Annotated in this window: 13 protein-coding genes; 4 read left to right on the top strand and 9 right to left on the bottom strand. The window is 71.8% G+C overall.

The window, feature by feature from the left end; all coding sequences use genetic code 11:
* From FOF48_RS25690 to FOF48_RS25715, 6 genes are all read right to left on the bottom strand, one after another.
* Positions 1 to 2,135: condensation domain-containing protein (locus tag FOF48_RS25690; protein ID WP_143905607.1), on the bottom strand; the 2,135-nt coding region annotated here is incomplete at its 3' end.
* Positions 2,132 to 8,893, bottom strand: a complete 6,762-nt coding sequence (locus FOF48_RS25695; RefSeq protein WP_186002068.1) for a polyketide synthase — start codon at positions 8,891 to 8,893, stop codon at positions 2,132 to 2,134. The genes FOF48_RS25695 and FOF48_RS25690, both read right to left, overlap by 4 nt.
* A gap of 173 nt (positions 8,894 to 9,066) precedes the next feature.
* Positions 9,067 to 9,945, bottom strand: a complete 879-nt coding sequence (locus FOF48_RS25700; RefSeq protein ID WP_186002069.1) for an alpha/beta hydrolase — start codon at positions 9,943 to 9,945, stop codon at positions 9,067 to 9,069.
* Positions 9,942 to 11,690: a DUF885 family protein gene (locus tag FOF48_RS25705; protein ID WP_143905613.1), complete on the bottom strand. Its 1,749-nt coding sequence runs from the start codon at positions 11,688 to 11,690 to the stop codon at positions 9,942 to 9,944. The genes FOF48_RS25700 and FOF48_RS25705 overlap by 4 nt, the downstream gene beginning before the upstream one ends.
* Positions 11,691 to 11,717: 27 nt before the next feature.
* Positions 11,718 to 12,305, bottom strand: coding sequence for an NYN domain-containing protein (locus FOF48_RS25710; RefSeq protein WP_143905615.1), 588 nt, complete (start codon positions 12,303 to 12,305; stop codon positions 11,718 to 11,720).
* 37 nt (positions 12,306 to 12,342) lie between these two features.
* On the bottom strand, positions 12,343 to 13,230 hold the full coding sequence (locus FOF48_RS25715) for a LysR family transcriptional regulator (protein ID WP_143905617.1): 888 nt from the start codon (positions 13,228 to 13,230) through the stop codon (positions 12,343 to 12,345).
* A gap of 109 nt (positions 13,231 to 13,339) precedes the next feature.
* On the opposite strand from FOF48_RS25715, the gene FOF48_RS25720 reads away from it, so the two are divergent.
* Positions 13,340 to 14,272: an MBL fold metallo-hydrolase gene (locus tag FOF48_RS25720; RefSeq protein WP_143905619.1), complete on the top strand. Its 933-nt coding sequence runs from the start codon at positions 13,340 to 13,342 to the stop codon at positions 14,270 to 14,272.
* Positions 14,273 to 14,277: 5 nt separating this feature from the next.
* Here the strand turns inward: FOF48_RS25720 and FOF48_RS25725 are convergent, their stop codons facing one another.
* Complete coding sequence (locus FOF48_RS25725; protein ID WP_143905621.1) at positions 14,278 to 15,237, bottom strand: GlxA family transcriptional regulator; 960 nt, start codon at positions 15,235 to 15,237, stop codon at positions 14,278 to 14,280.
* A 202-nt stretch (positions 15,238 to 15,439) separates the two neighbouring features.
* On the opposite strand from FOF48_RS25725, the gene FOF48_RS25730 reads away from it, so the two are divergent.
* A complete protein-coding gene (locus FOF48_RS25730; RefSeq protein ID WP_143905623.1) occupies positions 15,440 to 15,808 on the top strand; it encodes a hypothetical protein in 369 nt (122 codons plus the stop codon).
* Positions 15,805 to 16,104, top strand: a complete 300-nt coding sequence (locus FOF48_RS25735; protein WP_143905625.1) for a DUF3817 domain-containing protein — start codon at positions 15,805 to 15,807, stop codon at positions 16,102 to 16,104. The genes FOF48_RS25730 and FOF48_RS25735 overlap by 4 nt, the downstream gene beginning before the upstream one ends.
* Before the next feature lie 22 nt (positions 16,105 to 16,126).
* Here FOF48_RS25735 and FOF48_RS25740 read toward each other — a convergent pair whose 3' ends face one another.
* Together FOF48_RS25740 and FOF48_RS25745 are read right to left on the bottom strand one after the other, a co-directional pair.
* Entirely contained in the window at positions 16,127 to 17,506 is a 1,380-nt protein-coding gene (locus FOF48_RS25740; RefSeq protein WP_143905627.1) for a hypothetical protein, read from the bottom strand.
* Positions 17,507 to 17,652: 146 nt separating this feature from the next.
* Positions 17,653 to 18,060: a MarR family winged helix-turn-helix transcriptional regulator gene (locus FOF48_RS25745; protein ID WP_186002070.1), complete on the bottom strand. Its 408-nt coding sequence runs from the start codon at positions 18,058 to 18,060 to the stop codon at positions 17,653 to 17,655.
* 89 nt (positions 18,061 to 18,149) lie between these two features.
* On the opposite strand from FOF48_RS25745, the gene FOF48_RS25750 reads away from it, so the two are divergent.
* Entirely contained in the window at positions 18,150 to 19,235 is a 1,086-nt protein-coding gene (locus FOF48_RS25750; RefSeq protein WP_143905629.1) for an aldo/keto reductase, read from the top strand.
* The last annotated feature ends 16 nt before the right edge of the window (positions 19,236 to 19,251 follow it).

Consider the following 19,251-nt stretch of genomic DNA (forward strand, 5'->3'; position numbering starts at 1 on the left):
TCGAGGGCGGCCTTGAGGAGTGCGCCGTCGGAGGCGGTGTCGCGGGAGGCGAGGACGAGCTGTGCGCCGGTGGTGAGGGGGAGGAGCAGCTCGAGGACGGCGATGTCGAAGGAGAGGGTGGTGACGGCGAGGAGGACGTCGTGGGGAGAGAGGCCCGGGGCCTCCTGCATGGAGGCGAGGAAGTTGACGACGGCGCGGTGGGGGACGCGAACGCCCTTGGGCTTGCCCGTGGAGCCCGACGTGTAGATGACGTACGCCACGGCCTCCGGAGAGACCTCCGGCGCTGGGGGCGCGGACTCGGGTTGGGACGCCGTGTCCTCGATGAGCAGGGGCTTCACGGTGGTGGACGGCAAGGCCGCCACCAGCGCCTGCTGCGTGAGGATGGTGGAGAGCTTCGCGTCGTCGACCATGAAGGCGAGGCGCTCAGGCGGGAAGCCCGGGTCCAAGGGGACGTAGCCAGCGCCGGCTTCGAGGATGCCGAGGAGGCCGACGACCATGTCGGGGCCGCGCTCGGTGAAGAGGCCGACGAGGCTACCGGGGGTGACGCCCTGCTGCTGGAGGGCGTGAGCGACCTGATGGCCGCGCTGGAGCAGCTGGCGATAGGAGAGGGTGACGTCGCCGGAGCGCAGGGCGACTGTGTCGGGCGTGGCCTGGGCCTGTGCGGCGACGAGGGTGTGGACGAAGGCCTCGCGGTCGAAGGGCTTCGCGGTGGCGTTCCAGTCCACCAGCACGCGCTGCTTCTCGGCTTCGGGCAGCAGCGGCAGGCGCGACAGCGGGGTCTCCGCGTTGGCGACCACGCCGCGCAGCAGCTCTTCGTAGCAGGCCATCCAGCGGCGGACCGTGGCGCCATCGAAGAGGTCGGTGTTGTACTGGCACTCCAGCACCACGCGGCCATGGGCCTCGGCCGCGTTGATGAAGAGGTCGAAGTTCTCGAAGTGGCGCGGGTTGCTCGCCAGGGTGCAGGTGAGGCCCTGGAACCCGAGCTGTTCGCCCGTCACGGCCTGATCGACGTTGAACAGCACGTTGACCAGCGGAAGGCGGCTGGGGTCGCGCGGCAGCGCCAGCTGCTTGAGCAGCGTGCCGAACGTGTACTCCTGGTGCTCGTACGCATCGAGCATCGTGGTGCGCAGCTGCTTGAGCACCTGCGTGAAGGGCGCCTCCGCGGACACCTGGCTGCGCAGGGGCAGCGCGTTCACGCAGTGGCCCACCAAGTCCTTCAGTCCGGCCACGGACTGGCCCGCGGCGGGGATGGCCACCACCACGTCTTCCAGTCCCGTCAGCCGGTGCAGCAGCGCCTTGAAGCCCGCGAGCAGCGTGGTGAAGAAGCTGCCGCCGTGGCGCGCGCCCACGCGCTTGAGCTGCTCCACGAGCGCCGGCTCCAGGACGCAGTCCTCGCGCCGGGAGCTGTACGTCTTCGACGGCGGGCGGCGCCGGTCGAGCGGCAGCTCCAGCACCGGCAGCGTCCCGGAGAACCGCTGGAGCCAGTACCGCTCATGCGCCGCGTACTCCGGGGTCGTGGCCAGCTTCGCCTGCGCGCGGGCGTAGTCGCTGAACGTGGGCGCGGGCGCCAGCGTGTGCGGGGTCCGCCGAACGTGCGCCGAATAGAACGTCGCCAGGTCGCGCAGCATCACCGCCATGGACCAGCCGTCGCACACGATGTGGTGCGCGGTCAGCGTCAGCAGGTGCTCCTGCGCGCCCAGCCTCGCGAGGCGCGGGCGCAGCAGCGGGCCGGTCTCCAGGGGCAGGGGCGTCTCCACCTCGTGGGCCAGCAGCTCCCCGACGCGGTCGTCACGCTCGGAGGAGGACAGCGCGTCCAGCGCCAGGACCTCCAGCGGGAAGGGCGTGGTGGCGGCCACGCACAGCGTGAGGCCGTCCGCGCTGAACGTGGTGCGCAGGGCTTCGTGGCGCTCCATCAGGTCCTGGAGCGCGGCGCGCAGGCTCTCGACGTCCAGCGGACCGTGCAGCCGCACGGACATGGACTCGTTGAAGGCGGCCGAGGCGTCCGGGCCCATCTGCACGCCGGTCCACACCTCGCGCTGGGGCTCGGTGGAAGGCGCGGTCAGCAGCAGCGCGGGCCCGGCGAACGGATCGAAGTCGTCAGGCATGTCGTGCGGCGGGGTGACGGAGGTCTTCATCGGGTCTCGCTCAACTTGACGAACTTGCCGGGCACCGTGGGGTGCGGGACGAACCAGGCGGGGTTGCCCTGCGGATCACGCCCCAGGCGGGCGCCAGGGACGGGGGGCTGGCTGGAGTCGAGCGCGGCGGCGGCCTGCGGCTGGGGACGGGCCGTGCCCGGCAGGAGGCCCGCGTCCTGCAACTCCGTGACGCTGTCCTGGAACGCGGTGATGAGGCGCTGCACGTCCGCCTCCGAATGCGCGGTGGTGAAGAAGCACGGGAAGCCGTCCCAGATGTGGATGAACTTGTCGCGCAGGAGGCAGAACAGCAGGTCCCCGTGCGCGATGTCCGCCGTGACGAACGTCTTCCAGAGCGACCCGAAGTGCTTGATGCGCAGGGGCGCGCCCACCTCGTCGAAGAACGCGTTGAGTGTGCGGGCCAGCGTGTCCGCCTTCGCGCTCACGCCGCGCTGCAACTCCGGGCCCGCGGCCTTCATGTGCTCCAGCGCGGCCTTCGCGGCGGCGAGCGCCAGCGGATGGCGCACGAACGTGCCGGCGAAGTACGTCACGCCCACCGAGGGCACGGACTCGTCGCCGAACCGCCAGTCGCCGCCGTCCAGCGCGTCCATGAAGGGGCGCTTGCCCGCGATGACGCCAATGGGCATGCCGCCGCCCACGACCTTGCCGTACGTCGCCACGTCCGCCTGCACGCCGAACACCGCCTGCGCTCCGCCCGGGTGCATGCGGAAGCCGGTGATGACCTCGTCGAAGATGTAGACGGAGCCGGACTTCTGGGTGAGGTCGCGCAGCTGGTGCAGGAACTCACGGGGCTGGAAGTCCGGCCGGCGGCTCTGCACCGGCTCCACCATGATGGCGGCCAGCGAGTCCGCGCGAGCGCGCAGGATCTCGAGCGACTCCGGCGTGCCGTAGTCCAGCACCAGCACGTCCTGCACCGCGCCCGCCATGATGCCCGGCGCGGCCGGCACGGTGCGCAGGCTCTTGGTGCCGCGCACCAGCACCTCGTCGAAGATGCCGTGGTAGCTGCCGGAGAAGATGGCCACCGTGCTGCGGCCGGTGACGGTGCGGGCAATCCGCATCGCGCCCATCACCGCCTCGGAGCCGGTGTTGCAGAGGGCCGCGCGGTCCGCGCCGGTGAACTCACAGACGAGCTTCGCCACCTCGCCGGCCAGCGGGTGCATGGGCCCCAGCTCGTAGCCGTCGTCCACCTGCTTGTGCACCGCCTGGGTGATGAAGTCCGGCGCGTGGCCGAACATCACCGAGCCGAAGCCGTTGAGCGCGTCCAGGTACTCGTTGCCGTCCACGTCCCAGAGCCGCGAGCCCTTGGAGCGGTTCACCGCCAGCGGGTAGATGAGCTCCTTGAGCAGCGGGCGGAAGCCCGTCACCACGCGCGGGTCGGACAGCTGTCCGCGGTTCTCCTGCGCGGAGCGCTTGGAGCCTTGCGTCTTCGCGTTGTAGCGGCGGGTGAAGTCCTCCAGGAACGTCTGCTGCCGGGGCGTGAGCGCGTCCTTCGGCGCCAGGCTGATCCGCGCGATGGCGCCGAACGCCTTCTTGACGTCGTACTTCACCGGGCCCTTGAGCTCGGCCTCGTCCGGCGCGGCGGAGGCCACGGGGGCCGGCGCGCTGGGGGCGAGCTGGGCCGCTGGGGATGCCGCCTGGACCGGGACCGCCTCCGGCGCGTGCGCGGAGGGAGCCGCGGCCTGGAGCTGCGCGGTCTGGCCGGACAGGAGCGCCAGCTGCTGGGTCATCAGGAAGAGCTGCTGCGCGACGACCGCCTGGATCGTCCCGGGGGGCGCGGCCATCGCCTGGGCCTGGAACGCGCCCAGGGCCTGGGCGGGGAACGCGCCCGGGAGGGGCGCGGTTGGATGCTGCGCGGGGAACGCGCCGCCGGCCTGCGCGGGGGCCACCTGTGGCTGCGCGAGGACGTTCGCGGTGAGCTGCGCGGTGGCGACCGCCGGTGCGGCCTCCGGCGGCATGCGGCCGTCGAGGAACGTGGCCAGCTGGGTCAGGGACGCAACCTCTTCCAGGAGCTGCCGGAACGTCACCTTCACGCCGAACTGCTTCTGGACCGCGAGCGCCGCCTGCGTGAGCACCAGCGAGTCCAGCCCCAGCTCCAGGAAGCTCGCGCCCGGATCGGCGTCGGCGAGCTCCAGCCCGCTCAGCTCCTCGAACAGGTTGCGCAGGGTGGGGACAAGGCGTTCAGCGCGAGGAACAGGGGCGGGACTCACGGCGGCTCCGGTGGAGGGTGTGGGGGCGGGCACCACGGCCCGCTCGAGGTCGATCCAGTGGCGCTGCCGCTGGAAGGGATAGGTGGGGAGGGTGACGCGCTGACGCTGCTCGTCGGCGTGGAAGGCCCTCCAGTCCAGGGGGACCCCGCGGCGCCACAGCTGGCCCACGGTGCCCAGGAGGGCGCTCCAGTCAGCGCCATCGCCGCCGGACTCGCCCAGGGACGTGAACACCCGCGAGCGCTGCTCCGCCGTGGCCTGCTGCCGGGCCAGCGTGCCCAGGGTCACGCGCGGGCCCACCTCCAGCATCAGACAGTCGCCCTGGTCCCAGAGCGTGCGCAGCGCGGGCGCGAAGCGGACCGTGTCGCGCAGGTGCCGCGCCCAGTACTCAGGAGACGTCGCCTCGGAAGGCTTCAGCCAGGTGCCCGTCGCGGTGGAGACGATGGGGATGCGCGGCTCGGACAGGCGCACGCCCTTCACCGTGTCCAGGAACGGCGCCACCGCGGAGTCCATCATCGGCGAGTGGAACGCGTGGGAGGTCTGGAGCAACCGGCACGCGGTGCCCTCCGCCTCCAGCGTGGCCTGGAGCTGCTGCACGGCCTGCGTGGGGCCGGACACCACGCACAGCCGCGGTCCATTGTCCGACGCGATGGCCAGGCCGTCCGGCAGCCGGGAGGCCACCGCTTCCGCGGACAGGCGCACCGACAGCATGCTGCCCGGCGCCTGCGCCTGCATCAGCTGGCCGCGCTTCGCCACCAGGTGCAGCGCATCCTCCAGCGTGAGGACGCCCGCGAGGCACGCGGCGACGAACTCGCCCACGCTGTGGCCCACCAGCGCGCCCGGCCGCACGCCCCAGCTCCACCAGAGCTGCGCGAGCGCGTATTCGACGGTGAAGAGCGCCGCCTGGGCGAACGACGTCTGGCGCAGCGCCTCGGCGGCCTCGGGCGACTCCGGATCCTTCGGGAAGAGCAGCTCGCGCAGGTCGCGTCCGAGCAGCGGCTTGAGCACCTCCGCGCAGGCATCCACCGTGGCGCGGAAGGCCGGCGCGTGGCGGTACAGCCCCTGCGCCATGCCCGGATGCTGCGAGCCCTGGCCGGGGAAGAGGAACGCGACGGGGGGCGTGGACTCCAGCGCGGAGGCCTCCGCCTCGGCCGCCGTCAACGCCTTCACGGCCTCCTCGTGCGTCCCCGCCACCACGGCTCGCCGGAACGCGAACGCCTTGCGGCCCGTGGCGAGCGTGTGCGCCACGTCCGCGAGCGGCGTCTCCGGATGCGCCTGGAGGTGCGCGGCCAGCCGCCGCGCCGCCTGGGTCAGCGCCGCGGGCGACTTCGCTGACAGCGTCAACAGCTGGCGCGGCTTCGACGGACCGGAGGCGGGCCGCTCGGGGGCCTCCTCCACCACGACGTGCGCGTTGGTGCCGCCCACGCCGAAGGAGCTGACGCCCGCGCGCAGGGGGCCTTCGCCCTCCGGCCACGCGGAGCGCCGCGTCTGGACGAAGAAGGGGCTGCGCGGGAAGTCGATCTTCGGGTTGGGCGTCTGGAAGTGCAGCGTCGGCGGCAGCTCGCGGTGCTTCAGCGAGAGCACCGTCTTCAGCAGACCCGCCACGCCCGCCGCGGCGGTGAGGTGGCCGAAGTTGCTCTTCACCGAGCCGATGGCGCAGAAGCCCGTGTCCGTGGTGTGCGCGCGGAACGCCTGCGACAGGGCCTCCACCTCGATGGGGTCGCCCAGCGGCGTCGCCGTGCCGTGCGCCTCCACGTAGCGGAGGGTGCGCGGGTCGATGCCCGCGTTCGCGTGCGCCGTGGCGATGGCCGTGGCCTGGCCCTCCACGCCCGGGGCCGCGAAGCTCATCTTGGCCGCGCCGTCGTTGTTGACGGCCACGCCGCGCAGCACCGCGTGGATGACGTCGCCGTCCGCCTGCGCGTCCGACAGGCGCTTGAGCACCACCGCGCCCAGGCCGTCGCTGAAGAGGGTGCCGGTGGCGTTCGCGTCGAAGGGCCGACAGTGCCCGTCCTGGGAGAGCATGCCGCCCTCCTGGTACAGGTGGCCGGACTTCTGCGGCACCGTCACCGACGCGCCGCCCGCCAGCGCCACGTCGCACTGGTGCGTCTGGAGCGCCCAGAACGCCTGCGCCACCGCGACCAGCGACGTGGAGCACGCGGTGTTGAGCGACAGCGCCGGGCCGCGCAGGTCCAGCTTGTGCGCGACGCGGGTGGCCACGTAGTCCTTCTCGTTGGCCACCATCGCCTGGAAGGCGCCCACCTGGCCCACGATGTCCTGCCGGGGCTGCACGTGCAGCGGCTGGTAGCTGTTGTTGTGCGTGCCCGCGAAGACACCGATGAGGCCCGGGTATGTCTCCGGCACGCAGCCCGCGGACTCCAGTGCCTCCCAGGCCGTCTCCAGGAACAGGCGCTGCTGCGGATCCATCACCTGCGCCTCCTTGGGCATGATGCCGAAGAAGGCCGCGTCGAACAGCTCCACGCCGTCCAGGATGCCGCGCGCCCGCACGTACTCGGGGGCGTCTCGTTCAGAGGCGGGCACCGACGGGTCCACCTCCTCGCGCGTGAAGGGGGTGACGGACTCCACGCCGTCCACCAGGTTCTTCCAGAAGGTCTCCACGTCGGGCGCGCCCGGGAACCGGGCCGCCATGCCGATGATGGCCACCGGCTCCGCGCCGCCCGTGCCGCCCGCCGCCTGCTGGCGCTTCGCCTGCCGCGCCTCCACCTGCTGCTTGAGCGAAGGCCGCGCGCCGTCGCCCGTCAGCACCGCCGCGAGCTGAGCCACGCTGGGGGACTGGAACAGCTGGACGATGGGGATCTCCAGCCCGTGCGCCTGCCGCAGCCGCGCCACGCACTGGAGCGCCAGCAGCGAGTTGCCGCCCAGCTCGAAGAAGCTGTCGTGGACGCCCACCCGGTCGATGCGCAACAGCTGCGCCCATGCGTCCGCGAGGGTCCGCTCCAGCGGCGAGCGCGGCGCGACGAACGCCTGCTGCAGCTCCGGGCGCGTGGGCAGCGGAGCGGGCAGGGCCCGGCGGTCGATCTTCCCGCTGGGCGTGCGCGGCAGGGCCTCCAGCACGACGAACGCGGAGGGCACCATGTAGTCCGGGACCCGCGTGGACAGGTGTCGCCGGAGCGCCCCCGCCGCGTACTCCAGCGTGCGGTCCGCGACGACGTAGGCCACCAGCCGCTTGTCGCCGGGCACGTCCTCGCGCGCCACCACCGCCACCTGCTTCACCGCCGGGTGGCTCCCGAGCGCGACTTCAATCTCGCCCAGCTCGATGCGGTAGCCGCGCACCTTCACCTGTCCGTCGATGCGGCCCAGGAACTCCACGTCGCCGTCCGGCAGCACCCGCGCCAGGTCCCCCGTGCGGTACGCGCGCTCACCGGTGCCGGGCTTGAGCGGATGCGGGACGAAGCGCTCCGCCGTCAGCGCCTCGCGGTGCAGGTAGCCGCGCGCCAGGCACACGCCCGCGAGGTACAGCTCGCCGGACTCGCCAGCGGGGACGGGCCGCCGCTGCTCGTCCAGCACCAGCAGCTCACAGTCGTCCAGCGCCTTCCCGATGGGCGGCAGCGCGGGCCATGCCTCCGGAGCGCCGCGGAGCACGTAGCTGGAGACGACATGCGTCTCCGACGGGCCATAGTGGTTGTGCAGCGCGCAGCCCGGGAGCGCGGCGAAGAAGGCGCGCAGGTGGTGCGTCACCTGGAGCTGCTCACCCGCCGTGACGACCTCGCGCAAGGCGGTCGGCACCTTCTGGTGCGCGGTGGCGATCTCCGCCAGGTTCTGCAGCGCGATGAAGGGCAGGAACAGCCGCTCCACGCGCTCCTCCGCGAGCAGCCCCAGCAGCAGCACCGCGTCCAGCCGCAGCGCGTCCCGCACCAGCACCAGCGTGCCGCCGGAGCACCACGTGCCGAACAGCTCCTGGAACGACACGTCGAACGACAGCGGGGAGAACTGGAGCGTCCGCGTTCCCAGCCCCGCCACCGACTGGCCCAACTGCCACGCGATGAGGTGGGCCAGGGGCCGGTGCCCCATCGCCACGCCCTTGGGCGTCCCCGTGGAGCCCGACGTGTAGATGGCGTACGCCAGCCCCTCCAGGCCTGACGCGTCCACCGGCGTGGCCCTGGCTTCCGGGGCGAAGAGGGCGGGGGACTCATCCAGACACAGCACCGGGCCCGCGAACGCAGGCAGCCCCGTGCGCAGCTTCGCCTGGGTGAGCAGCACCGGCGCCTTCGCGTCCCCCAACATGAAAGCCAGACGCGGCGCGGGGTAGGCGGGATCCAACGGGAGATAGGCCCCGCCAGCCTTGAGCACGGCCAGCACCGCCACCAGCATCTCCACCGACCGCTCAAGACAGACGCCGACGAGCACGTCCGTGGTGACGCCCAGGTCCCGCAGGTGGTGGGCCAGCTGGTTGGAGCGGCGATCCAACTGCGCGTACGTCAGCCCCGTGCCCTCGAACCGGACCGCCTCGGCGTCCGGCGTCCGGGACGCCTGCGCGGTGAAGCGTGCCACCACTGTCTGCAGGACCGCTGCGTCCAAGGACTTATCCCCCAGGGCCATCCGACCATCTGGATTCAAGCGTTTGACGTGTAGAGGATGGGAAAGACGGGCCAACCCAGGACCGGGAGCATGCCATGTCGTGGCGGAAGGATCGCGTCCGGGCAGATTCCTGTCAGGCGGACGACCCCTCGACTGGACTCACGTCCCTGCATTCAAAGAAAGCGCGAAAAGAAGGAAAGCACGCGGCGAGGATAGGCATCCGGGGAAACCCGTAAGTAGTCGCCGTGGCCCGCGCCCGGGACGAGCCACTTCTCCCAGGGACCCTGGCCCTGGCGCAGGAGCGTCTCCAGCGCCGCGTCCGGCACCCAGGGGTCCTCCGAGCCCGCCACCAGCAGGACGGGGCGGCCCTCCAGCGCGGCCATGTCGCGAGCGGGCCGGACGGCGTTCACGTCCACGCCCGCTCGCTTCATCACCCCCAGGGCCGGCCACAGGCCCACGGGGCCCCAGTGTCCCAGCTCGTCCTGGAGCGCCTGCGCGGGCGCGACGGCCGCGGCCTCCACCACGACGGCCTTGAGGCGCGCGTCCTCCGCCGCCGCCTTCAGCACCGAATAGCCCCCCAACGAGAAGCCGAGCGCGCCAATGCGCTTCGCGTCCACCTCTGGCTGGCTCGCCGCGAAGTCCACCGCCGCCACCACCTGGGCCGCCTCGCGGTCGCCGTAGGTGGACACCGTGCCTCCGCTCTCGCCGTGCGCGCCCAGGTCGAAGAGCACCAGCCCGTAGCCGGCCTGCGCGAGGAACCGGGCCTCGGGCAGCAGCTGGGTGCGGTTGCCGGACAGGCCATGCACCAGGATGACGAGCGCCCCGTCCTTCGGAGGCAGGTACCAGCCCTTGAGCTGGAGGCCGCCACGGTCCTGGAACGCGACGTCGCGCAGGCCGGCGAACACCGCGTCCTCCGGGGGGCGCTCCACCGGCTGACGCGGGGGATGCACCTCCGCGGAGATGTAGCGCGCGCTGCGCACCGCGACCCAGGCCGCCAGCGCCAGCAGCGCCAGTCCGCCCAACGCGAGCCCGGTGACGAGCGGGCGCTTCACGCGGACTCCCGAGCCACCCACGCGTCCAGCTTCGCCTCCAGCACGTCCAGCGGCAGCGAGCCCGTCAGCAGCACCTGATCATGGAACGCCTTCACGTCGAAGCGCTGGCCCAGCGCGGCCTCCGCCCGGTCGCGCAGGGCCCGGATGCGCAGCTGGCCGACCTTGTACGCCAGCGCCTGGCCCGGCCACGCGATGTAGCGGTCCACCTCGTTGGTGATGTCCAGCTCCTGTCGGGGGGCGTTCTCCATGAAGAAGTCCAGGGCCTGCTTGCGCGTCCACTGCTTCGCGTGCAGCCCCGTGTCCACCACCAGCCGCACCGCGCGCCACATCTCGTAGGCGAGCTGGCCGAACTTGTCGTGCGGGTCGTCGTACAGGCCCAGCTCGTCGCCCAGGGACTCGCAGTACAGCGCCCAGCCTTCGTCGAAGGCCACGTAGGACGTGAAGCGGCGGAACTCCGGCAGCTCGGTCTGTTCGGAGGCCAGGGCGATCTGGAAGTGGTGGCCGGGCACGGCCTCGTGCAGCGTCAGGGGCACCATCTCCCAGACGGGCCGCGTCTCCGGACGGTAGAGGTTCACCTGGAAGATGCCGGGGCGCGAGCCGTCCGCCGCCGCGGGGAAGTAGAAGCCTGTCGTCACGTCCGGGGCCATCGCCTCCGGGATGGGTTCGACGACGTAGGGCTTCTTCGGCAGGGTGCGGAACAGCCGCTCCAGCAGCGGGTCGATGCGCTTCGCCAGCGCCCGGTAGCGCGCGAGCAGCGCGTCCCCGGTGGGCTCGTAGAAGCGCGTCTCCGTGCGCAGGCTCTCGAAGAACGCTTGCAGCGTGCCGGTGAAGCCCGTGCGCGCCATCACCCGGTCCATCTCCGCGCGCAGCCGCTGGACCTCCGCGAGCCCCACCGCGTGGATCTCCTCCGGTGTCAGGCGCGTCGTCGTGTGCCGGCGCGCGAGGAACGCGTACAGCGCCTCGCCGTCCGGGAACTGCCAGACCCCCACGGTCTCCGGCGCCGCGGGGAGGTACTCCGCCGTGAGGAAGTCCAGCGCGCGCCTGAGCGCGGGCACCACGGTGTTCGCGATGGCGTCGCGTCCCGCCTGGGCCAGCCGCCGCGCGTCCTCCGGGGCGAAGTCCTTCGGGAGGCGGGTGAAGGGGCCAAAGAAGCCGCTCTCCGCCGGGTCCTTCACCAGCTGCCGTTCCAACTGCGGCGGGATGCGCTGGAGCACGACGCGCGGGTGGATGCGGTGCTGGCGCAGGCCCTCGCGCATCAGCGCCACCACCTGATCCGCGTAGGCGCCGAAGCCCTCCAGGCGCTTCACCCAGTCCTCGTAGTCCCGCACCGTCTCGAAGCGCAGGGTGTCCGCGAGCTGGTACGCCGTCTGGAGCCCCGGGGGCTGCTTGAGCCCCTCCGGCAGTCCGCCCATCTGGTTGAGGGGCAGAAGGTGCCACTTCGCCCCGTACTCCTCCACCCACGTCTCATGCATCCGGCGGAAGAGGTCCAGGTGGAGCCGGTCCGCGTCGTCGTCCAAGGCAGCCCGGTCCACGCCCTGGAGGCGGGCCAGCACGTCGTGGCTGTGCCGGTGATCCGCCTCCAGCGCGGCGAGGCTCAGGTCGTCCCACCGGTCGTTCCAGCGCCGGTCCCCCAGGAGCGAGGCATACGTGGGGTACTGCTGGAGTGAGTACTGCCACTCCGCTTCCAGGAGGGCATGCAGCGCGGCGGACACCGCGCCGCGCGCGGGAAGGGGCTTGGAGGACATGGACCGACTCCGGGAAGGGGACCGCGGTTAGACGAAGAGCGAAGGATCGAACTCGTCCACGTTGACCGGCAACAGGCGAGGCAGGGGGCGCTGGAAGACGCGGGCGTTGAGCTCCAGGTCCACCACCTTGAGGCCCGACGGCATGAGCTCGCGGAAGCGCTGGCTCACGTATTCGCGCAGCCCCAGCACCGCGACCTGACGCTGCTCCGCCAGGAGCGGCTTGAGCGCCTCCGCGAAGTCCGCGCCGTCGTGGCTGGCCAGACCCACCGCCGCGCCCGGACGCTGGGTGCGGATGTTCTCCAGGAGCTTGAGGATGCCCAGGTCCACGACCTTCTGGTCCGGCCGGCCGTGCAGCAGCGCGACCTCACAGCCCGCGGACTTCAGCGCGCGCACGAAGCCAATCATCGCGTCCGGAAGCTGCTCTCCGCGTGCGTTGAGCACCACCACGCAGCGCACCGGCTTGGGGAAGTAGGTGTCGCAGAAGGCGACCAGCCGATCGAACTGAACCCGGTCCTGGGGCTCGGGTTTGCGTCCGACGATGTTGGAGACGGCCCAGTCGACGTTCTCGGCGTCGATGAGGACATACGATGCGGCGGCGGGACGAACGGATTGCATGGGGGAACCATACGCGGGCCGCTGGCGCTTGGGGGCTTCATCGATGCGCGCGGATCCGCTGGAACTCCTCCACCAGCAGCTCCGACACCCGCCGCACGCGCGGGATGTCCAACGCGGACTTCGCGCACACCAGGTGTGTCTGGCTCCGGGAGAAGGGCCCCAGCTCCACCTCCAGCGGCACCAGCTGCGTCGCGCGTGTGAAGCGGTGTGACATCCGCGCCATCACCAGCGCGCCCAGGCCGGCCTCCGCCGCCGCGACCAACACCAGGTAGTTGTCCGCCGTGAACGACGGCGTGAAGCCGGGGATCATCGTCTCCAGCTGGGGGTTGGGCGGCACCGCTTCGAAGGGAGGCGACCACGCCACCCAGGGCAAATCCTGGGGCGTCACCTTCTTTGGCAGCCGGGCCTTGAGGGCCTTGGAGACGAAGACGGCGTTGGGCACGTCCAGCGTGTCCACGCATTGGAGGTCCGGGCTCGTCGGAGGCCGGCCGCGCAGCGCGAGGTCCGACTCCCCGCGCACCAGGTCCAGGTACTGGATCTGGGACTGGACCTCCAGGCGCAGGCCCGGGTGCTTCTGGGCGACGAAGGCCGCGAAGGGCGCGAGGAAGTCGAAGCTGAAGTAGGGCGTGCCCGTCACGCGCACGATGCCCCGGGGCGAGCTGTCCGTGGACTCCGCCGCGCGGTGCAGCTCCCCGGCCCACTCCGCCATCTTCTTCGCGGGCACGACCAGCCGCTCGCCCGCCGCCGTGAGCGCCGCGCCCTCCACGCCCCGGCGGAACAGCGCCGCGCCCACCGCGTACTCCAGCGCGGCCAGCCGCCGGCTCACCGTGGGCTGGCCGATGCGCAACCGCCGCGCGGCGCCGCTGAAGCTGCCCGTCTCCGCGATGGCGAGGAACAGCCGGGCATCATCCCAGGAGATATCCATGAATGGATGGCATCATGCCATTTTCGTGGATTCCCATCCATCAGCGCATCGCGCATGGTCCCGCCTGTCCTGAACCACCGGTGCCCCGCGCCCGGAAAGGAGTCCCGCCATGAAGTCCTCCCTGCTCGTGCTCTGCCTCTCTGGAGTCGCCCTCGGCACCGGCTGCGCCACGTCCTCCCACGACGTCCAGAAGTCCGCGCTCGGCGTGGCGCGGTCCGCGGACGCGGTGCTCGCGCACTTGGACGAGCCGGGGCCGGTGGAGCTGGAGACGGTGACCTCCTGCGACTGGAGCGTGGAGCGCGGTGGCCTCATCAACCTGGACCACCCCACGGCGAAGGCGGCGCACCTGGAGGACGGGGATGAACCCATCCAGGTCTTCTTCCACGCGCTGCGCCACCCGACGCGCGGGCTGTTCATCGTGGACACGGGGGTGGAGACGGCGCTCCGGGACGCGCCGGACCGCTCGGCGATGCGCGGCATGGTGGCGAACGCGATGCACATGGGGAAGATGAAGGTGTACGCGCCGCTGGGGGAGTGGCTGGCGGGGCAGTCGCAGCCGCTGGCCGGTGTCTTCCTCACGCACCTGCACCCGGACCACATCGCGGGCATGGCGGATGTACCCGCGGGGACGCCCGTGTTCACCGGGCCGGGGGAGGCGTCCAAGCGCGCGTTCGTGAACCTGGTGGTGCAGGGCGCCACGGACCGGGCGCTGGAGGGCAAGCCGGCGCTGTCGGAGTGGAGCTTCAACGCCGACCCCCAGGGCCTCTTCGAGGGCGCGGTGGATGTCTTCGGGGACGGGTCGGTGTGGGCGCTCTGGGTTCCGGGGCACACGCCGGGCAGCACCGCGTACCTGGTGCGCTCGACGAAGGGGCCGGTGCTCTTGCTGGGCGACGCCAGTCACACGCGCTGGGGTTGGGAGCACGACGTGGAGCCGGGCAGCTTCACCCAGGACGGGCCGCGGGGCGTGGAGAGCTTCAAGAAGCTGCGCGCGTTCGTCGCGGCGCACCCCGGCGTCGAAGTGCGCTTCGGCCACCAGCACTGAGCGCCTCAGCGCGGCGCGGGCCGGGTGCCGCCTCGGAACGCGCGGCGGTAGGCCAGGGGGCTGGTGGTGACGAAGCGCTGGAAGTGGTCGCGGAAGGTGGTCGTTGAACCAAAGCCCACCTTCTCCGCGACGGCCTCCACGGACTGGCCCGTGGTCTCCAGCAGGTGCTGGGCGCGGCGCACGCGGGCGCGCAGGAGCCACTGGAGCGGGGTGGTGCCCGTCTGTTCCCGGAAGCGCCGGCTCAGGGTTCGCTCGCTCAGCGCCGCCCGCCGCGCCAGGGCCTGGAGCGTGAGCGGCCGGTGGAGGTGGTCCTCCATCCAGCGCAGCAGCGGCTCCAGCGACGCGCCCTCGGGCGTGGGGGGAGCGTGGGTGATGAACTGCGACTGGCCCCCATCACGCTCCAGCGGCATCACGGCGAGCCGCGCCGCGTCCGCCGCCACCGCGGCGCCGTAGTCGCGCCGCACCAGGTGCAGGCACAGGTCGAGTCCCGCCGCGGCGCCCGCGGAGGTGAGCAGTTGTCCGTTGTCGACGTAGAGGGCGTTCGGGTCCACCTGGATGGCCGGGTGGCGCCGGGCCAGCTCCTCCGTGGCCAGCCAGTGGGTGGTGGCGCGAAGCCCGTCGAGCAGCCCCGCCGCTGCCAGGAGGAACGCCCCCGAGCAGATGGACGCGATGCGCGTGCCCCGGGTCGCCGCGGCGCGGAGCGCGCTCAGGAGCCTGGGGGGCGCCGGGGCGGAGACGTCCGCGATGCCGGGCAGGATGATGGTGTCCGCGCGCGCCAGCGCCGACAGCCCATGGCGGGTCTTCAACACGAACGCCCCGGCGTGGACCTCGGGTGAAACGCCGCAGACGCGGACCTGATAGCCCTCGCCGCCGCCGGGCAGCCGTACGCGGCCGAACACCTCGGTGGGAATCGAGAGGTCGAACGGCACCACTCCCTCCAGCGCGACGATGGCCACGGTGTGCATGGCGGGAAGATGCCAGCGCGCCGGGATTCCGCCAAGGCCGTGGGCGTGGCGGGAAGTCGTCGAAGTCTGGCGTTTCCGCCACTCGCCTCGCTCATGCGCCGCGTGCCATGGGGACGGGACTCCCATGGCGGTGGCCGCCACGGCGCGAACGGGGTCCGACATTGACGCGGGGCAGGCGAGCGCGGAGCGGAGGAGGGGGCGGATGGTGACCTACCGGCTGCTGCTCCTGCTGAAGTTCGTGGGCGTGGTGCTCTACGGAGGAGGGCTCGTCGGGGCGCTGGCCGCGACGTCCGCGCTCGACCGCAAGCGCGCGGTGCACGCCATCGCGTCGCCGGGGCTGGTGGTGACGTGGACGGCGGGCTACCTGCTCACGCTCCAGCTCAACGTGGCGCTGACGGAGCCGTGGATCTTGGGCGGGCTGTCGCTGTCGCTGGTCTCGCAGCTGTCGCTGGTCGCCATGGCGTCGCGGGAGCGGCGCACCTGGGTGGGGGCGCTGCTGGCGGCCGTGCCGTTCTTCTTCGTGCTGGTGCTGATGATCTTCCGGCCGCGTTGGCCCGGGGTGGACCCATGAGCGCGCTGCGGCAGTTGAGGTGGGTGGCCTTCCTGGAAGGGGTGTCCTTCCTGGGGCTGCTCTTCATCGCGATGCCGGTGAAGTACCTGGGGGGCCAGCCGCTGGCGGTGCGCATCGCGGGCAGCGTCCACGGGCTCCTGTTCCTGCTCTTCGTGTCCTCGCTGTTCCGGGTGGCGGCCGAGCACGGGTGGCCGACGCGCCGCTCGCTCATGGCGTTCGGCGCGTCGCTGGTGCCGTTCGGGACCTTCGTGCTGGACCGCGCGCTGCGGCGGGAGGAGCAGGGGAGGGCCGCCTGAGGTGCCCCCGGGTGCCTGGGCATTAGCGGAGGCGGAATGCGCCTTCGGAGATGATCAGCAGCTCCACGCTGGGGGCCGCCTTCGGTCCGAAGCCGGTGAGGACGCCGGTGGCGTCGGTCCGCACCGCGGCGTCGTAGGTGGCGTAGGCGTTGACCACGGCCTCCGCGAGCGCCGCGGCGGTGGCCTTGCCGGACTGCTCCCGCAGCGTGCCCAGCGTGCCAGCGAGCGTCCCCCCCGCCTGAACGCCGGTGTGCATCGCGGACAGGAAGGCCAGGTTGGTGTCGCTGGTCACGCCCAGATGCGCCCCCATCACGGACGCGGTGTTGCCGGTGCCGAGCTTTGCGCTGTAGTTCGCCCACTCCATCGCGGACGCGCTGGCCGACGTGGCTCTGGAGAGGCCCTCGCGCAGCGACGTGGCCGCGGTGTCCGCCTGGGCGAGCACCGCGGCCGTGGCGCCGGAGCCCTTGAGCACGGCCTGCGCGGCGGCCTCGGTGGCGCGGGCCTCCAGCACGGCGGCGGCTCGCACCGCGGCATCCGCGACCGCGCTCCCCGCGCCCGACGACAGCCGCGCCTCCACCGCGATGCGGTACGCCATGCCGGCCTCCCGCTCCGCCTGCTGGTCCTGGGTGTCGTTCGCCTCCGGCGTGGCCGTGCGCACCTCCGCGAAGAACGTGTCATAGGCCCCCGCCGCGGCCTGCCCGCCCGCGTCCAGGGCCGCGTCCAGCTTCGCCGCCGGCGCCAGCGACGCGTTGAAGAGCCCCTCCTGCGTGACCAGGGCTCCCGACCGCGCGTACGCCTTGAGCCGGGTCGCCTGCGCCGCCCGCACCGCCGCGCCGAGCGCCGCCACCGACTGTGCCGCCGTCTCCTTCGTCTGGCCGCGCACCGCCGCCGCCTGCTCCGCCGTCAGCCGCGTGCGCAGGTCCACCGTGTCCACGCTCCCCGCAGCGTCCCCGTCCCGCACCATCTGGACGAAGACCTCCGCCTCCAGTGAGGACTCGCTCGTCATGGGCGGCGCCGTGCGCGCCGCCTGTCCGGACCTGGGCTCCGTGGAGTCCAGCAGGGCGGAGGCCACGGTGATGCCGGACTTGTTCACCGCTTCGATGATCAGCCGCTGGCCCACGTCATCCAGCTCCAGCGTGTAGCTGCCGTCCGCCGCGACGTCGGCCTTCGCCAGCGTGTTCAGGTCCCCGCTCGCCACCACGCGGCTGATCCGCACGGTGGTGGCCGCCGAGGCCGTTCCCTCCCCACCCAGCGCGGGGGCACCGTCGGTGAGCCCTTGTGTCTGCTGGCCCCCTCCGTTGGTGACGTGCCCCTGGACCTTCACCTTGTCCCCGCCGCACGCGGCGAGCATCAGACCGACCACCGCACCCAGAACCGCTCCACCCTCGCGACGCGTGCACATGTCCAGGGAACCTCCGGCCGGGCGGAGCCCGCCTCGGCGACCGATGAGGAATACGTACCAGCAGAACCGCTGGATTCAAGCAGCCGGGCGGACGTCTTCCCAGGCAGGAGTCGAAGGCGAGCGTGCGGGGGCGCCGGGCAGGGGCGTCAGCCCATCTTCTCCAGCAGGGTCCGCAGCTCCGCCTGCTGCGCCGCGCTCAGCCGTCCGAGCCGCGCTCCGTACGCCTCCGACAGCAGCGCGATTCCTTGATGCATCGCCTTGCGCCCGGCGGGGGTGATCTGCAGCCGGTGGCGCCGCAGGTCCATGGCGTCGATCTCCCGGCGCAGGAAGCCCGCGGCCTCGAGCCGCTTCACGTACACCGTGACCGTCGGCTTGGGCATGCTCAGGGTCGTCGCGAGCTCCGCGGGGTAGGGGTGTTCGTCCACCTCCGTGAGCACGAACAGCTCCTTCGCCTCCAGCCCCAGGGCGGCGATGTCGGGGGTGACGCTCGTGATCACCGACATCATGAGGCGGTAATTCAGCGACCAGATCTTCGCCGGGTCGATCTTCGACATTGGGCCTTGCGCGGAAATTGGTACAAAATTAAATCAGTTCCGACTTAAACAACTTCGCTTTCGAACGATATCACGTTCGAGGAGAACCCATGTCTCTCGACCACTATGTGACGCTCGGCCGCTCCGGCCTGCGCGTGAGTCCGCTGTGCCTTGGCGCGATGACGTTCGGTGAGGACCTTGGCTGGGGTTCGAGCGTGGAGGAGTCCCAGCGGATCCTCGACCGCTACATCGAGCTGGGCGGCAACTTCATCGACACCGCGAACTTCTACACGAAGAGCCACTCCGAGAAGATCATCGGCGACCACATCGGGCGCCACGCCGCCCGGCGCGAGCGCCTGGTGATCGCGACGAAGTTCAGCGGGAACCTCTATCCAGGGGACCCGAACGGCGGCGGCTCCGGCCGCAAGTCCATCATCGCCGCGTGCGAGAACTCGCTCCGCCGCCTGCAGACCGACTACATCGACCTCTACTGGCTGCACAACTGGGACGTGCACACGCCCATCGACGAGACGATGGCCGCGCTGGAGGACCTGGTCCGGGCCGGCAAGGTGCGCTACCTGGGGGTCTCCGACACGCCCGCCTGGAAGATCGTCGAGGCCAACATGCTCGCGCGCTTCCGGGGCTGGTCGGCCTTCATCGGGTTGCAGATCGAATACTCGCTGCTCGAGCGCACCGTCGAGCAGGAGCTCGTGCCCATGGCCCTGGAGCACGGGCTGGGCATCACGCCCTGGTCGCCGCTCAAGAGCGGGGCGCTCAGCGGCAAGTACACGCGCTCGAACGTGGGACAGACGAAGGGGGACCGAGGCGCCTTCCTCCAGCCCTACCTGAACGAGAAGACGTTCACCCTCGTCGACGCGCTCGAGGCCATTGCCCGCGCGCATGAGAGCACGGTCGCGCGGGTGGCGCTGTCCTGGGTGCAGTCGCGGCCGGGCGTGAGCTCGACCATCATCGGCGCGCGGCGGATCGCGCAGCTCGAAGACAACGTGAGGGCGTTCGACGTGAAGCTCACGGCCGAGGAGCTGGCTCGGCTCGACGCGCTCACCAAGCCCACGTTCGGCTTCCCTCAGAACATGCAGCCCGTGTTCCCCAGCATCCACAACGGAGGCACGACCGTGAACGGAGTCCACGCGCCGACCTCTGGCTTCGGGCTGGAGAAGGGCGACAAGCCGTACTGAGCGCGCGGGCGCTCGA

Origin of the sequence: Corallococcus sp. Z5C101001 (assembly GCF_007352635.1) — a bacterium.
GTDB lineage: Bacteria > Myxococcota > Myxococcia > Myxococcales > Myxococcaceae > Corallococcus > Corallococcus silvisoli.

Coding starts and splice junctions, on each gene's coding strand:
- FOF48_RS25725 (WP_143905621.1), bottom strand. CDS start 15,237: ATGCACACCGTGGCCATCGTCGCGCTGGAGGGAGTGGTGCCGTTCGAC.
- FOF48_RS25710 (WP_143905615.1), bottom strand. CDS start 12,305: ATGCAATCCGTTCGTCCCGCCGCCGCATCGTATGTCCTCATCGACGCC.
- FOF48_RS25730 (WP_143905623.1), top strand. CDS start 15,440: ATGGTGACCTACCGGCTGCTGCTCCTGCTGAAGTTCGTGGGCGTGGTG.
- FOF48_RS25735 (WP_143905625.1), top strand. CDS start 15,805: ATGAGCGCGCTGCGGCAGTTGAGGTGGGTGGCCTTCCTGGAAGGGGTG.
- FOF48_RS25715 (WP_143905617.1), bottom strand. CDS start 13,230: ATGGATATCTCCTGGGATGATGCCCGGCTGTTCCTCGCCATCGCGGAG.
- FOF48_RS25720 (WP_143905619.1), top strand. CDS start 13,340: ATGAAGTCCTCCCTGCTCGTGCTCTGCCTCTCTGGAGTCGCCCTCGGC.
- FOF48_RS25750 (WP_143905629.1), top strand. CDS start 18,150: ATGTCTCTCGACCACTATGTGACGCTCGGCCGCTCCGGCCTGCGCGTG.
- FOF48_RS25705 (WP_143905613.1), bottom strand. CDS start 11,690: ATGTCCTCCAAGCCCCTTCCCGCGCGCGGCGCGGTGTCCGCCGCGCTG.
- FOF48_RS25740 (WP_143905627.1), bottom strand. CDS start 17,506: ATGTGCACGCGTCGCGAGGGTGGAGCGGTTCTGGGTGCGGTGGTCGGT.
- FOF48_RS25745 (WP_186002070.1), bottom strand. CDS start 18,060: ATGTCGAAGATCGACCCGGCGAAGATCTGGTCGCTGAATTACCGCCTC.